This is a genomic window from Methanogenium marinum (assembly GCF_028912405.1).
GTDB lineage: Archaea > Halobacteriota > Methanomicrobia > Methanomicrobiales > Methanomicrobiaceae > Methanogenium > Methanogenium marinum.
Map to the genome: position 1 here is coordinate 899,690 of NZ_JAKELO010000002.1, position 14,360 is coordinate 914,049.

The following is a 14,360-nucleotide window of genomic DNA, read 5'->3' on the forward strand; positions in this document are numbered from 1 at the left end:
TCCTGATTTATAGAATACTGGACGCAAATATTATCTAAAAATATTCGGGAAGAAAACTCGCCTTCCATCCATGAAGATTCCGAACATCATAATTATCAGGATATCCTTTCTTGAAGAAAAGCCCCTCATCCCTCACTATACAGATGAAAGGTATTCCTGTTTTGGTAATGGATTAACCCCTGGAACATGGAACATCATGACAGAAAATTCTTACCACTTTATGTATGGAAGGAAATTTTCCACTCAGCTCAATACCAATTATGTTTCCTTAGAATCTCCATTTATGGGCATTCCATAGATGGCCATAATCTCAAACAGCCGGTAGATAAGTGGATACGTTAGAATAAACGTGAAAATACTAATAAAAAAGGACGAGACAAAAAAAAAGGATTTAGTATTTCATATAAAGCTGACCGTAGATGACCTCACCCTTCTTCTTAGGGTGACGTTCGCCCATGTCTCCTTCGTACAGGGCAAACCGTCCTTTATCACCATCTACTTCAAGGTCAGAATCATTGCGATACTGGAACCCTGGCATCATTACGTCAATGTCTCCATAAACGTAAATTGTTCCTTTCACCATCTGTCCGCCAACACGGGTCTTTGCGTCACCTTTGACGATGATCGTGCCGCCTTCCATGTGTGTGCCTACATGCACATCGATGTTGCCACCGACGACAATTGTACCACCACGCATGAATGTACCGACATCACTGCCGGCATTGCCGCTGACACGAATTTCTCCGCCCTGCATACCACGCCAGTCGCCACGATATGCTGCGCCGAGATAATTGCCGGCATTTCCGTTGACGATCAATTCGCCACCAGTCATACCAAGCCCTGCAAATGCTTCAATATCACCGTTAACAGTGATTTTGCCGCCTGTCATCCAGCCGCCGACATACATGTCTGCGTTGCCGTTGACAATCAGTTCGCCTGCAGACATCTTCATGCCGATGTACTTCACACGGCTGACATCGCCATTGATGACAACAGTGGTGTCAGCTGCCGTCTGGCCACCTGCACCTTCAATCGTGAAGTAGTCACCAAGGGTGACTGTGGTCTTGCCGACAAATCCGTGCAGTGCTGCAATCTCCGCTGCATCCTTCCCTGCAAAGACATCGGGTGTGATGTTCTCTGCCTCAAGGAAGAGTGTGGGGGTCTGGTTTGGGGTAAGAATTACTTTTGCCATATCTCCGTCACCTCACTTTGTTGCATCGACCTCAATAACATACGGATTTGGCACAAAGTGCGGTCCCTCAACCGTATAGTTGTTCTGTGTCACGGTGTAATACCGGCGGAACTTCTCTGAAATATCACGCTCAACCATTGGGTTTTCATTGACTTTGGCATTGACCCAGAAGGTACGCTTGTTGCCCATGTCAACAATCTCGCCCTCCTTCACGATCAATTTGCCGCCCTTAATGAGATACGCTGCATTACCAAATGCATACTCAATCTTCTCAGGGTCATCAGTGTCAGTTTCAGGGTTGTACGGATAGACTGCGACATCACCCTCGAGACCTGGTTTGAGTGAACCGAACATGTGGGAAAGACCAAGAGTCTTTGCCGGTCCTGCACGGGTCATCATGGCCAGTTCGTAGAGTGAAATTTCGCGGTCAAGTTCGCCAATGTAACACCGCTCGCGGATCTTGTCACCGTACTTGAGCGTGTTATCAAGCATGTCATCACGAGCCTTTGCACTCATGAGCCACTTGTAAACACGTGGGTAACGGCACAATGGCCCTGCATTCGGTGCATCAGTGGTGATGTACGCACGCATCGGGTCCTTAATGAAGAGACCACACTCAAGACCAATTGCCCACTGGGCACCGGCGATGAATGTCTTTGGATTATAGATAAACGGAACAATACCGGATCCAGTCTCAAGCTCCACATCCGTATTTGCCCACTTGAGATTATTCATGTGGGAGAGATGGTGCTCGAATGGACCGTCTGCCGTCATCGTGGTGGTCTCGTCAAGGGTTACGACACCAAGGTCGTAGCTGATGTTGTCAACTGAATTAATGTAATTGACAACTTCCTTTGACTTGGACTCGAACGACTTGGACGCATAGCTTTCACCACCGTAGCAGTGGAACTGCAGGTGCGTGTTGTGCAACACAACCTCACGTCCAAAGTCATTCTGCGGCTTGACGCCCTCTGCGATCTTCAGGGTGTCAAGGGTGATCCCGTAGTTGCCCGGTTCACCAAGACTGTTCCCGTGCACATGCATGCAGTGCGGAAGGCCGAGGTACTCGTTTGCTTCGATAAGGCCGGAGACAATCTGCCGTGGAGTTACGTCAAAGTACGGAACCACATCATCGACTGTCTCACAGTTCAGTCCCCATCCCCATGACTCGGTACCGCCCGGGTTCACGCACTTAACGCCGAATCCCTTGGTCTGGTTGAGAAGCCATGCAATGTATGCCGCGGTATTCTCAATCTCATTTTCCTTAAGATACTCAAGGACAAACCAGTTGTTACCAAAGACAGGGAGTGCTCCCTGGTCGATGATAGGGGTGTCGCGAATTTCCTCATGAGTATGACGTGCATACAGAGGCGGCATTGCTGCCTCCATAGAGAAGCCAAATCCCATGCGTGCATACAGGTATGCGGTTCTGAGAACGGTAGGGACGGAAAATCCACCCTCCATCCGCTTCATACCGCTGCCTGCCGTGCAATTGAAGAGTTTATCTTCGGGACGGAAATTCCGGCCCATATTCACTTTAGGACCTGCGACATGTGCGTGAATGTCAACGGCTGCCGCCATCACAGTCATGCCGGTGGCATCGATGATGGTCGGGTTAGTGACATCGCCTGCATCGACGATCTTGCCGTCTTTGATAGCGACATCCACTTTGTCTCCGTTAATTCCCTGAACAGGGTCAAAGACAAAACCATTTTTGATTAGATAATCTGTCATGATTATGCTGCCCCCTTCAGTTCCCGTACACGATTGAGAACCAGCTGGAGGAATTCCTCATCAGTGAGCATACCTTCAGGAGGTTCAACAACTTTTTTAGTCTCGATTGGGACATTGTCCATACGATATGCACATCCACCGACTTCAACGCCCACAAATGCCACCGGCACATGCATCTTTGATACTGCAGATGTCGGGGTGATGTGTGGGTCGATACAGACAGATGGGAGCTGTGCAATCTTCTTCACGGAACGAACCGGGAAGTGTGCACCCGGGTCAGACCCAAGGACAAACACTGCATCCAGTTCATCACGGACAAGCAGATCGTTAGAGGATGAATCACCAGGGTTATACCGGGCAAATCCACGGGTCAGGTCAAGACAGAACGGGAAACCGAACTGCCATCCCCAGACCTGTCCGGAGCCGGTCACATTGTAATGGCCCCGCATCGGTACGATGGCTGCTTTCGTGTAGTCATTGAGGTCACGGGTGACCGAAATTGCAATGTCGATGTTGTGGTTCTTTCCGAGTGAGTGGGTCACACCCATACCGAAGAAGATTACTGCAAAACGACCGGATTTGAGCGTATCTGCAACTTCGTAGATCTGCTCTTTTGATATGCCTGCAACAACATCCGGTAGTTTTTCACCACGGATGGCGACACGGATAGCGCTCAGGAGTTCATAGTCATGACCCTGCTCAAGCTGGAGATGTACATCTGCCATCTTGGCGGTGTCAGTGTTTCGTGGATCAACCACGATCATCTGTCTTGACTTTGATCCTTTGCCGGTGAAGAAACCACGGGGGAATATTGAGTACCGCGACATGTGACGCGGGTGGGCATGTGCGGGGTTGCAGCCCCAGAATACCACACGGTCTGCACGGTTTGCAATTTCACCAAGGGTTGCTGAAGGTACACCAACATCCTGCACAGCAATCAGGGTCGAGCCATGACATACTGTTGCAGTATTGTCCATACATGCACCTACTTCCTCACCGATCTCAGCTCCGACACCCTGCGCAGAGCAACTCGTAGATGACCAGCCATACATTAGTGGCTTCTTGGCATCAACAAGCATCTTTGCAGTATAGTCGGCTGCTTCATCATACGTTACTTCTTTCCAGGAGCCGTCTTCCTGCTTCTTCTGGGGGCGGGTTAGGCGATCTGATGCCTGGGAATGGAGAAACTTTGTTGCTCCAATTGCACAGGCATTGTACACCTCAAGGATCTCCTTTCCATCATCGGAAAGGGCCACCTCGAGATCATCGCAGAGCGTCCCGCAGAACGGGCAGACGACATCTGTTACTATTTTAGCCATCTTTCACACCGCCTATAAGCACTCCTCTGTAATCAGAGCAATGGCGTCAAGGACCGTTTCATTCTCAGCAACATCAACCGTAACTGGGGTGCCCTTGAATGTTGGCATCCCGGTGGAGTAGGTGTTGGGGTCAACAAGTGCATTGGCCCATGGTCCCATGGGAATCCACCCAAGCCCGGGGTGCGGGCCCTGGGTTGCGCCAATTGCTTTGACCACAACGGTTCCAAACTCACTGGAGACACGAACGTTCGTGTTCTTAAAGATCCCGAGACGCTTAAATTCAGCGTCATCGAGTTCGAGGATCCCGCATGCATCGCGATAGGCAGGCTTCTCCTTGCCACTTTCCATCGCGACGCCCTGCTGGATCGTCCTACCTGAAATCAGGTTTATCTGAATAGCTGCCACACCTTCATCTCCGATTCAGTTATCTCTGGTATTTCTTGATCGGGCTTGGGCCAAGTTCTTTGACCGTATTGACAACATCTGTCATGACTGCTCCCCACTTTCCACCCTCAGATGCAGAGACGAAGGTCATTCTCAGACGTTTGTCATCAAGACCGATATTCTTCAGGAGGTTCTTCACGAGGAACATGCGCTTTGCGCACTTGTAGTTGCCCTCAAGGTAGTGGCAGTCACCAAAGTGGCACCCTGAGATCAGCATTCCGTCTGCACCATCCTGGAACGCCTTCATGATGAAGAGCGGATCAACACGGCCGGTGCACATCACACGAATGGCACGGACATCAGGCGGATACTGAATTCGGGCACCACCAGCAAGGTCTGCACCTGCGTATGAACACCAGTTACAGATGATTGCAATAATTTTTGGGTTCCAGTTCTCATCTGTCATTAGTAATCCTCTCCTTTAAGCAGGAATGCATCAATCTGAGCACAGATCTGTGGTGAAGTGAAGTGCTGCATCTTAATTGCACCGCCAGGACAGAATCCTCCGCAGGTACCACAGCCCTTACACTTTGCTTCAGTGACTTCCATCACTGTGCGGCCATCCTTCTCTACAAGTGCGAGTGCACCATATGGACAGAGATTGACGCACATACCACAGCCAGCACAGAGACTGTCAATACACTGTGCAAAGTACGGCTCAAGCTGAACTTCTCCGGTGTGAATTGGAATTGATGCTGCGGATGCTGCACCCTCTGCCTGTGCGACGGTGTCAGGGACATCCTTTGGTCCCTGGCAGACACCAGCAAGATAAATACCTGCGGTGGTAGTGCCACACGGGTTAAGTTTCGGGTGAGCTTCAAGAAGCCAGCCATCCTGGGACTTTGAAACACCGAACATCTGGCGGATCTTCTCTGCTTCAGGTTTTGGCTGAATTGCTGCAGCAAGAACGACCATATCCATCTCCATAGCGACAGGCCTGCTAAGAAGCGTGTCTTCTGCGTAGACCATGAGGTTCTTTGTAATAGGGTCTTCCAGAATGTTTGCCACACGGCCACGGATGAACTTTGCACCCTCATTCTGGATACGGTAGTAGAACTCCTCATACATCTTTCCAAACGCACGGATATCCATGTAGAAGAGGTAGGGCACTGCACCAGGAATCTTTTCCATGATCTGGTGAGCGTGTTTCAGGCAATACATACAGCAGAAACGTGAACAGTAGGGCTTTGCAACGCCGCCTGTATTGTCACGGGAACCTGCACAGAGCACAAATCCAACTTTCATCGGAGTCTGCCCATCGGACGGGCGAATCAGGTGACCAGTAGTTGGACCGGATGCACAGATGAGGCGCTCGAATTCAAGACCGGTAATAACATTGTCAAACTGTTTGTATCCCCATTCCTTCTTCTCCTCGATTGGGATGAGATCATACCCAATGGCGAGAATGCAGGTACCTACTTTTATTTCCTCAAAGGTGTCGACACTGTCAAGGTCAATTGCACGTTTCTCCGGACCACATGCCTCAACACAGAGACCACACTTCACACAGGAGTCGAAGTCAACGGTGTACAGCAGAGGCATAACCTGTGGGTGATAGATGTAGATTGCCTTACGGGGTGCCATGCCCATCTCGAACGGATTCGGTTTGATGACAGGACATACTTCAGAACAGTCACCACAGCCGTTACAGCCACCACCGACAATGCCACGTTCTAATGCTTCAGCGGGTGTCAGAACACCACGTGCTTTTTTCCGGAGGGTAATTGTGAAGTTACCGATGTAGCCTTCAACCTTTTCAACTTCAGTGTATGTCCTGAGTTCAATATTGGGGTGACGACCGACATCCACCATCTTAGGTGTCAGGATACACTGTGAACAGTCAAGTGTCGGGAAGGTCTTGTCAAGCTGGGACATTCGTCCGCCGACAGTCGGGAGTTTCTCAACAAGGTAGGTCTTGATTCCTGCGCCTGCAAGATCAAGTGCAGCCTGCATACCGCCGACACCAGCTCCAAGAACAAGTGCAGCGTGTTCCACAGGCACACTCTTTGGCTGGAGGTCTTCAAGCATACGGGCTTTTGCAACAGCAATGAGGACCTGGTCCTTTGCCTTATTGGTTGCTCCTTCCCAGTCATGCATGTGAACCCATGAGTTCTGATCCCGGATGTTTGCCATCTCGAAACGGAACTTATTCAGTCCACCTTCCTCTGTTGCAGTACGGAATGTCGGCTCGTGGAGACGTGGCGAACATGCCGCAACAACAACACCATTCAGGTTGTGCTCTTTGATTGCGTCGATGATTTTTGATTGTCCCGGGGTTGAACACATATACTGGTAGTCATCTGCGACAACAACACCATCGAGCGTTTTTGCGTACTCTTTGACATCCTCAACAGAAAGGGACCCTGCGATGTTTGTACCGCAGTGACAAATAAACACGCCAATTCTTGATTCTTCTTTAGTTTCAGCCATTTATTTCACCTCTCAAAGGATCTTCTCCAAGAATGTTTTGCAGTCAACAGCATGCAGATCAAGAGCAAGCTCCTGAGGAGTCATGCCCTGTGCAAGACCAAGGAGTTCGTTGTAGTGAAGAACCGGAAGGTCATAGACCTGACCAAATTTCTCCGCAATCTCAACCTGACCACGGTCGTACTGAAGCTGGCAGAATGGACAGAACTCAGTGATTGCATCCGCTCCGACTTCCTGTACATTAATCAGTTTCTCATTGGTGATATCCAGTGAGTGAGTCAGATCGAATCCACGAACACCACCACCGGCACCACAGCACTGCATTTTGTTGCGGTACTGAACGGATTCCGCTCCCAGTGCATCGATAAGTTCCTCAAACCACATGGGGTTCTCAGTGTCACCAAAATGGCGCTCTTTCTTGGGTTTGAGCAGGTGGCATCCATAATGTGGTGCAATCTTTGTTCCGGTAAGTGGACGGGTAACGCTCGCACGAACCTTCTCAACACCACAGATCTTCTCATCGTAATAAAGCTCAATCAGGTGCCAGACATCAATGGAACCCTTGAATTCCATATCGACTTCCGCAAGCACTTCGTTCACACCATCACGGAGTTCATCGTTGTGCTTAAGGATGTGATTAACTTCCCAGATAGACTTGTAACACCCATTACAGATGAGCGTGATGTCCATATTCATCTCTTCTGCAAGCACGAGGTTACGTGCTGCAAGTGCATACCAGACCTTCAGGTCAATGGCACCGAATGCACCAGGTGCAGGACAGCAACTTGCGCCTTTCAGTGGCAGAAGTTCAATACCAAGCTTTTCACTTGTCTTAATAGCTGCTGCTTCACATCCGGGATACCGGTTTGGTGCAATACAACCAAGGAAGAACGCGTACTGACGCATATTTCCTGACATTTACTGTTCCCCCTCGGAGAGAATCCGGTCTGCATTCTCTTTCATCTTGTAGAAATCCATGATCTTCTGAATTCCCGGAATAAATTCGGGATAACTGTGTGTCGTTGGCGGGTCTGCCGGCAGACCGAGCTTTACACGGGCTGCCCTGTTGACATCATTATTGGGCACACCATGTCCGGTCTTATAGATCAACTGCACGGTCTTGAGGAAGTTGCGTGGCACAATATCTACTTTAAACGCAAGGTTCCTCATTGCCATGATTACATCAGTTGGTGCAAGGTCACGTGGGCAGCGGTCTGTACACGAATAACAGGTGGTACAGAGCCACAGGTCCGGATCATTGAGGGCCTCTTTCTCGAGCCCAAGTACCCCTCTTCTCATGAAGAGACGAATCCGATACGAACTGCGGGGTGCTGACGGACATGAACCTGTGCATGTTCCACACTGGAAGCACATATTAGCAGCCGTACGACTAAGTTTCTTCACATCTTCGAGAAACTGAGGATTTGCATCATCAGCATAATAACTCGTATCCTGGAGTTTCTCTTCCAGTTCGGCATTGCCGTAATCTTTTACTCTTGCCATATCCTTTTCCTCACGCGGTTTCCATCATCTTGAGTTCAACCTCGTCCTTTGCGGCCTCTTTTACCATAGAGGTGCGCGGAGTGCAGAGTTTGTCCTTGATTCTCAGGAAGAGATCAGTCTCCTTACCCTTCACACGGATATTAGTCCGTGTCAGTGTAATGATATCCTCACCAGGGCATGCATTCACACACGCACCACAGAGAATACAGAAGTCTTTATTGACTGCAATTACAGGCTCAATCTCGCCCTTCATGTCCTTTGCGGCTTTCGGGGTAGGGAGATAGATTGCGTTTGCAGGACAGACTTCAACACAGGTGGAACACCCGGATGGGCACTTTTCTGCATTGAATTCAATGTCGCCTTCAAAGATCTTCTCAACGGTAATTGCCTCAGCGGGACAGTTAATGTCACACCAGCGGCAGGTACAGCAGTTCTCTTCAATTATTTCGACCTTACCTGCAAGCTTTGCAGATTCAACTGTCCTCTCAACAGTGATTGCCTCTTCAGGGCATGCCTCAACACAAACCTGACAGGCATCGCAAAGCTTCTCGTCCCAGACAACATCGCCCACGACTGCACCGAACTCTGCGGAGAACGGTTTGCGCTTCACGTCAATTGCCGGACACAGTTCTGAACAGATACCACAGCGAGTACACTTTTCATCATCAACGGTGAAAGTGGTCTTTGCTGCAAGTACTGACTGCTTCTCAAGTGCTCCATCAACCGTTCCCTCAAATGCAGGGACTTCACGGCTGATTGCATCGCGGGGACAGACGTCCTCACAGATGGTACAGCGGACACACTTGTCCTGGTCAATCTTTGTAACCATATCATATTCAGGGAACCCTTCACGTTCGATAATCGGAAGAGCTTCCTCGCCGTCAACTTTGAGAGTCAGGGAGTTGAACGGGCACATAACAACGCAGACACCACAATATGAGCACTTCTTCTCATCAATGTTAATGGGTTCTGCATAGTCAACTACACCACGACGGACAGCACCTACCAGTCCAAGACTGATTGCTTCCTCCGGACAGGATTCTGCACAGATTCCGCATCCGGTACATGTCTGTCCGTTCAGAATTAGGTTGCTCACGCTCGTCAGGAGCTTCTGCTCCATAATAACGTTAACACCGTCTCTCTTTTTGGAGAATTTCGGGAAGAATGTATCCATGTTTAAACCTCACTCCATACCTTCTGCCAGGGATTTGGATTTCGTATCCCACGGTCCTGCCAGCCGTATCACATTAAATGGACATGCCTCAACACATACGCCACACCCGGCGCAGAGTTCGTGATCTACATCGAGAACAATGGCTTTGCCATTCTTCACCTGGTAGATCTTCTCGTCGGTCACTGGATCAACTGTAAACAGCTCCAGTGCATCGACAGGACATGCAACCACACATGCGTTACAACCGGTACACCGCTCCATGTTAATATGCAATGCAAATGCCATGGTTTCACGCACCAGTATCGATCAAATCAATTACAGAAAAAGTTGTTGAATAGAATAGATAAAGGTATTGAAGTGGAACGCTTTCAAAAAAACGAAGCAAAACCCGTATTTTCTGATAAAAAACATTTACAACAGGAAAAAATTAATATTATTACATTAATTTTTGATGAGCACACCCACCATTAATAATCACAAAAAATACACACACATTTTCTTATATCTTACTGATTTTCCAACAGTTCTCTTTCAACCGTTAAAGCCCTGTTTTTAAGCGATATTCCCATTTATTCCAGATTATACAAACCAAAATTCAGAATTCTAAATTTTAATGCTCAATTGCAGAATAAAATATTCTTTCACAAAAAATAATATCCGCACACTGACATTTCCACACAGTAAACCTAATTTTAATGAGAGACTACGTTATGATAGCATGACAACAGACGACTTGGCAATAATATTCAAAGAATACGCCATTGAAAATGAGATTACCTGTATGCAGGCATTCGAGATCTCTGAAAAATATGACATTTCAAAAAAAGCCATTGCCCGCTACTGCAACAGCCGTGACCCCAGGGTCAAAATCAGGGGCTGCCAGTTGGGCTGTTTCAAATGAGCATTTTTCTTGAGCTGATCCCCGTTTCAGAAGCTGAAGAGATACTCCGGAAGATTGCACCATCCATGGAGGAAGAGGCAGTACCTCTTCAGGACGCATACGACAGAGTACTCTCTCGGTCGGCCACGGCAGAAGAGGATATTCCCGGTTTTACACGAACAGTTGTGGACGGATACGCTATCCGTGCAGCAGATACCATTGGTGCAGGGGAGGCAATGCCTGCCATGCTCACCATCACCGGTCGCGTCGGGATGGGAGAAGGAGATGCAGGACATGTCGCACCAGGTGAATGTAGATATGTCCCGACAGGTGCGGTAATCCCGGATGGTGCTGATGCCGCTGCAATGATAGAGTATGCAGAGGAATCAGGGAACGAGGTCCTCGTCTACCGGGCAGTCGCATCAGGGGAAAACCTCACACTCAGGGGAGATGATTTTCAGAAGAATGATCTGGTGTTTCCGGCAGGCAGGCGCCTGTCCTCCCGTGACCTTGGTGTCATGGGTGCACTCGGCATCACCACTGTGCCGGTACGCAGAAAACCGGTTATAGGGATAATCAGCACCGGCAATGAACTCATCAGCCCGGATAAAACACCCGGACCCGGAGAGATAAGGGACGTGAACACGTACCTCTGCCGCGGGTATGCACAAACACGGGGGCTCATCCCTCGCATCTATGGCATAATCCCTGACGAACGCGATCCCCTCGAAGAGGCCATCAGACAGGCGGTCGCCGAGTGCGACCTTGTCTGCATCTCCGGCGGCAGCTCCAAAGGAGAACGGGACATGTGTGCTGCTATCCTTGCAGACCTCGGCACGGTTCATGCACATGGCATATCCCTCGCACCCGGCAAACCAACCATTATCGGAACTATTGATGATGTCCCGGTCATGGGTCTCCCCGGCCACCCAGCCTCCGCCTATGTGGTCCTGGTGGCACTTTGTGACGTACTCATCGCTGCCATGACCGGGAGTGAAGTCACCCGCATAACAGTGCCTGCCCGCTGTGCTTCCCCCATCCCGTCTGCACGCGGACGGGAGGATTATATACGTGTCAGGCTTGAGGGTCGGGATGCATATCCACTCTTCGGAAAATCCGGTCTCACCAATACACTCATTGAAAGCAGTGGGCTACTCCGGATCCCGGATGGAAGGGAAGGGTATGAAAAGGGTGCAGAAGTTGAGGTGATCCTGTGGTAACACGATATCTCGAACTGATTTCCCTGGACGAAGCCCTGAGAAAAACACTTTCATTATTTTCATTCATACCCACAATAGAGGAAATACCCATCTCTGAGTCATCAGGGAGAGTGACTGCAGCACCGGTATTCACCCGGCAATCTGTTCCACCGGTTCACCTCTCTGCGATGGATGGAATTGCAGTGAAGAGTCAGGATACAACAGGTGCCGGAGAGCAGAGGCCGGTGATACTCCGCGAGTTTCTGCGGGTCAATACCGGCAACATGGTCCCGTCACAATATGATGCAGTCATCATGATCGAAGATGTGGAGGAGATAGGGGAGAGCGACTATATCATCCGCAAGGCAGCCGCCCCCTGGCAGCACATCCGGCCGGTAGGAGAAGACATTGGCGAATCAGAGATGATTATCCCTTCGTCACACCGCATCCGCCCTCATGAAATCGGTGCACTGGCAGCATATGGGGTTACAGAAGTACCTGTGCGAACTGTGCGGGCAGGGCTCATTGCAACCGGGAGTGAACTGGTGCCTGTTGGTTCCCGGCCGAAAGTCGGCCAGGTTATCGAGAGCAACATGCAGATGGCCGCCGCATACCTCCGCGACCTCGGTGCCAGACCAACCCACTATGGCATCGTGGCGGATGAACCCGAGCAGATCCGTGACGCAGTCATGCGAGGCATCAAAGAAAATGATATACTCATCATCTCTGCCGGTTCCTCCAAAGGAACACGTGATTACACAGCATCTATCATTGAAGATCTTGGCGAGGTGTTTATCCACGGTGTCGCCATCAAGCCGGCACGCCCGGTTATCATTGGCGCCATTGAAGGAAAACCCGTCATCGGCACACCCGGATACCCGCTCGCTGCATACACCATCATCCGTGAATTTGTCAGACCGATAATGGGTGCATATGGCCTGCAGCCACCAGTCGCAGAGACCATCCCTGCCATCTTCTCCACACGTCTGGATTCAGCAGGAGGAACGGACGAATTTGTCCTGCTCTCCATAGGGAAAGTCGATGGGCAATGGGTGGCCGTTCCCCAGTCACGCGGCGCCGGGGTGCAGATGAGTGCAGTCCGTGCCAATGCCTACATGAAGGTTCCCGCACGAAAAGAGGGAGTGGTGACTGGTGAGGAAGTACTGGCAACCCTGATGGTGCCCCGGTCTGTTGCTGCAGAATCCCTCCTCATCACCGGCAGCCATGACCCATGTATTGACTACCTCGGCGACATGCTCCAGAAACATGCAATAACTCTTCACCCTACCCATACCGGCAGCATGGGTGGAGTACTTTCTCTAAAACAGGGAACCTGTCATGCAGCACCAATGCACCTTCTTGCAGATGACGGCACCTACAATACCCGTTACTTAGAAAAATACCTGCCAAATACGCCACTCACCCTCATATGTGGGGCTGAACGCGAACAGGGAATCATTGCATCTGAACCAATCACGTTTGATGAACTCACAGACAAACGATTCGTTAACCGCCAGAAGGGATCAGGAACACGTATTCTCTTCGATCATCTCCTGAAAGAGAAGGGAATTGACTCCAAAAATATCACAGGATACGACCGTGAGGCAACCACCCATCTTGCCGTGGCTCTTGCCGTACGATCAGGAGAGGCAGAAGCAGGCATTGGGGTATACAGTGCGGCAAAGGCTCTTGGGCTTGCGTTCACTCCCATCGGAACAGAACGCTACGAACTGGTGACGCGGACAACGACCTATGAGTCTATGCCTGAAGTAAGGATGCTCTTTGATACGGTGGCATCAGATGCTTTCAAAGAGACACTGCGCCGTCTTGGTGGATACCGCACAGAAGAAACAGGGAAAATCAGAAGAATTCCCTGAAAAATGTTTGATTTTTGAAAAAAATTATTCTGCAGGAAGAGCCTTCTTCCACCAGATGACCTGTCCGTCCTCAACTTTGAGCACTTTCAGGTATTTGATCATGATATCAGCAGGTGCTGCAGTAACATCTGCACCGGTTGGCACAAAAAGCATCAGTGGTTCAATTGCCACTCCTGCCTCGCGAGCCGCCTCACACTGCTGCTGTATCATACAAGCCTTTTCCGCAGAGACAGCTGCTTCCATGCTGACATCTACAGGGTAGTATGCGGTTTTGCCAAAGCGCTTCCTCGAGACAACATATTCAAATGATGCACCGCCGCACTCAGGCTGTCTTTCAATATTCCATCCCTCATCCGGCGAGAACATCTTTCTCAGGTCCCGGGTTACATATGAATTCATTACGTCTCTGGAATCGCCCATGCTCCAATCTCCTCTATAATATGAGATTTCATCTCACTAAATTTAAACTTATCTCATTTGTTGGACAGATATTTTTGCTCTAAAAAAGGCAGAATCGAATATTTTTGAAAAATAAAAGGAAATATGCCAAGATAAATGCTATTAGTCACACCCTCAGCACACCCTATGGCCACCTGTCATCTGCTGCGGAT

The 14,360-nt window shown here is 49.7% G+C and carries 15 protein-coding genes; 4 read left to right on the forward strand and 11 right to left on the reverse strand.

Annotation, left to right across the window (positions count from 1 at the left end):
• Positions 1 to 70: 70 nt before the first annotated feature.
• Positions 71 to 298 carry a hypothetical protein gene (locus tag L0665_RS04715; RefSeq protein WP_274924548.1) on the forward strand — a complete coding sequence of 76 codons (228 nt, stop codon included), beginning with the start codon at positions 71 to 73 and terminating at the stop codon, positions 296 to 298.
• Positions 299 to 391: 93 nt separating this feature from the next.
• Here the strand turns inward: L0665_RS04715 and L0665_RS04720 are convergent, their stop codons facing one another.
• From L0665_RS04720 to L0665_RS04765, 10 genes are read right to left on the reverse strand one after another with little or no spacing between them, the layout of a single operon-like run.
• The gene (locus tag L0665_RS04720) at positions 392 to 1,192 is read right to left on the reverse strand and encodes a formylmethanofuran dehydrogenase subunit C (RefSeq protein WP_274924549.1); all 801 of its coding nucleotides are present in this window, start codon (positions 1,190 to 1,192) and stop codon (positions 392 to 394) included.
• A 12-nt stretch (positions 1,193 to 1,204) separates the two neighbouring features.
• Positions 1,205 to 2,926 (reverse strand): formylmethanofuran dehydrogenase subunit A, encoded by a 1,722-nt coding sequence (locus L0665_RS04725; RefSeq protein ID WP_274924550.1) that lies wholly within the window; start codon positions 2,924 to 2,926, stop codon positions 1,205 to 1,207.
• Between the two features lie 2 nt (positions 2,927 to 2,928).
• On the reverse strand, positions 2,929 to 4,245 hold the full coding sequence (locus tag L0665_RS04730) for a formylmethanofuran dehydrogenase subunit B (protein WP_274924551.1): 1,317 nt from the start codon (positions 4,243 to 4,245) through the stop codon (positions 2,929 to 2,931).
• A 12-nt stretch (positions 4,246 to 4,257) separates the two neighbouring features.
• Positions 4,258 to 4,650, reverse strand: a complete 393-nt coding sequence (locus L0665_RS04735) for a molybdopterin dinucleotide binding domain-containing protein (protein WP_274924552.1) — start codon at positions 4,648 to 4,650, stop codon at positions 4,258 to 4,260.
• A gap of 19 nt (positions 4,651 to 4,669) precedes the next feature.
• Positions 4,670 to 5,095 carry a hydrogenase iron-sulfur subunit gene (locus L0665_RS04740; RefSeq protein WP_274924553.1) on the reverse strand — a complete coding sequence of 142 codons (426 nt, stop codon included), beginning with the start codon at positions 5,093 to 5,095 and terminating at the stop codon, positions 4,670 to 4,672.
• Positions 5,095 to 7,119, reverse strand: coding sequence for a CoB--CoM heterodisulfide reductase iron-sulfur subunit A family protein (locus L0665_RS04745; RefSeq protein ID WP_274924554.1), 2,025 nt, complete (start codon positions 7,117 to 7,119; stop codon positions 5,095 to 5,097). The genes L0665_RS04740 and L0665_RS04745 overlap by 1 nt, the downstream gene beginning before the upstream one ends.
• A gap of 12 nt (positions 7,120 to 7,131) precedes the next feature.
• On the reverse strand, positions 7,132 to 8,034 hold the full coding sequence (gene hdrB, locus L0665_RS04750) for a CoB--CoM heterodisulfide reductase subunit B (RefSeq protein ID WP_274924555.1): 903 nt from the start codon (positions 8,032 to 8,034) through the stop codon (positions 7,132 to 7,134).
• Entirely contained in the window at positions 8,035 to 8,619 is a 585-nt protein-coding gene (gene hdrC / locus L0665_RS04755; RefSeq protein WP_274924556.1) for a CoB--CoM heterodisulfide reductase subunit C, read from the reverse strand.
• Between the two features lie 10 nt (positions 8,620 to 8,629).
• On the reverse strand, positions 8,630 to 9,793 hold the full coding sequence (locus L0665_RS04760) for a 4Fe-4S binding protein (protein WP_274924557.1): 1,164 nt from the start codon (positions 9,791 to 9,793) through the stop codon (positions 8,630 to 8,632).
• Between the two features lie 9 nt (positions 9,794 to 9,802).
• A complete protein-coding gene (locus tag L0665_RS04765; protein WP_274924558.1) occupies positions 9,803 to 10,078 on the reverse strand; it encodes an indolepyruvate ferredoxin oxidoreductase subunit alpha in 276 nt (91 codons plus the stop codon).
• Positions 10,079 to 10,511: 433 nt separating this feature from the next.
• On the opposite strand from L0665_RS04765, the gene L0665_RS04770 reads away from it, so the two are divergent.
• From L0665_RS04770 to L0665_RS04780, 3 genes are read left to right on the forward strand one after another with little or no spacing between them, the layout of a single operon-like run.
• The gene (locus tag L0665_RS04770) at positions 10,512 to 10,694 is read left to right on the forward strand and encodes a hypothetical protein (protein ID WP_274924559.1); all 183 of its coding nucleotides are present in this window, start codon (positions 10,512 to 10,514) and stop codon (positions 10,692 to 10,694) included.
• A complete protein-coding gene (locus tag L0665_RS04775) occupies positions 10,691 to 11,893 on the forward strand; it encodes a molybdopterin molybdotransferase MoeA (RefSeq protein ID WP_274924560.1) in 1,203 nt (400 codons plus the stop codon). The genes L0665_RS04770 and L0665_RS04775 overlap by 4 nt, the downstream gene beginning before the upstream one ends.
• Entirely contained in the window at positions 11,887 to 13,749 is a 1,863-nt protein-coding gene (locus L0665_RS04780) for a molybdopterin biosynthesis protein (protein WP_274924561.1), read from the forward strand. The genes L0665_RS04775 and L0665_RS04780 overlap by 7 nt, the downstream gene beginning before the upstream one ends.
• A 24-nt stretch (positions 13,750 to 13,773) precedes the next feature.
• On the opposite strand, the gene L0665_RS04785 is transcribed toward L0665_RS04780, so the two are convergent.
• Positions 13,774 to 14,169 carry a hypothetical protein gene (locus L0665_RS04785; RefSeq protein ID WP_274924562.1) on the reverse strand — a complete coding sequence of 132 codons (396 nt, stop codon included), beginning with the start codon at positions 14,167 to 14,169 and terminating at the stop codon, positions 13,774 to 13,776.
• Between the last annotated feature and the right edge of the window lie 191 nt (positions 14,170 to 14,360).